This is a genomic window from Faecalibacterium sp. AM43-5AT, from assembly GCF_003603345.1.
Lineage (GTDB): Bacteria > Bacillota > Clostridia > Oscillospirales > Ruminococcaceae > Faecalibacterium > Faecalibacterium taiwanense.
The window spans coordinates 1-825 of the sequence record NZ_QVGZ01000018.1 but is presented as its reverse complement, the minus strand read 5'-3'; the positions used below and the strand labels follow the sequence as shown (position 1 = coordinate 825).

Here is an 825-nt window from a genome sequence, read left to right as displayed (position 1 = left end):
GAAACGGCTGACGGATGCCGAGTTTGCAGGACTGGAATTTCCAATGAACTGATTTTTGCCGCCTGCGGGCGGCGTACATAAGAGCTTTCGCATCCTGCAAAGGTATGATATACTGAAGCCGACAGCTTTCAGGTCGCAGATAAAAGATAAGAGGTGCTTTTTATGGCAGGTTTGAAGGGAAAGGCCGGTATCGTCACCGGCGGCAGCAGCGGAATCGGTTTCCAGATCGCAAATGTGCTGGCTCAGGCCGGCGCGACAGTTTATGTCATCAGCCGCACCGGCAAGCCCAAAGAGGGTGTAGGCGAAAGTGCACCGGGCGTTGTCCATCTGCGGGGTGACATCGGCAATGCAGAAGCTATGAAAACACTGGTGGCGGAGCTGGCCGCAAAGCATAACGACTGCCTGAATTTTCTGGTAAACAACGCAGGCGTCAGCTATAAATGCCGGGCCGAGGACTTTCCCATGGAGCAGTTTGATAATATCATGAATGTGAATGTCAAATATCTGTTCCAGATGAGTGTGATTTGCTACCCCTATCTGAAGAAAAGTGCGGACAAGGGTCGCATCATCAACATCACCAGCATGAGCGCCCATCTGGGCTTCAGCGAGGTGGTGCCGTACTGCGCCAGCAAGGGCGCTGTGCTGGCGATGACCCGCGCTCTGGCCGTGGAGTGGGCGCAGGACAACATCACCGTCAACAGCATTGCGCCGGGGTGGTTCCGCAGCAAAATGAACGAGCAGGTAGTGGACGCAGCCCGGGAGCAGAAAATTCTGAACCGGATGCCGCTGCACGCCTACGGTGACACCCGCGACTTGGGTAAGATG

At 55.2% G+C, this 825-nt stretch carries 1 protein-coding gene; it reads left to right on the top strand.

The genetic code is table 11. The annotated features are described in order from the left end of the window. Nucleotides 1-162: 162 nt before the first annotated feature. Nucleotides 163-825: SDR family NAD(P)-dependent oxidoreductase (locus DW937_RS13805; protein WP_120121349.1), on the top strand; the 663-nt coding region annotated here is incomplete at its 3' end.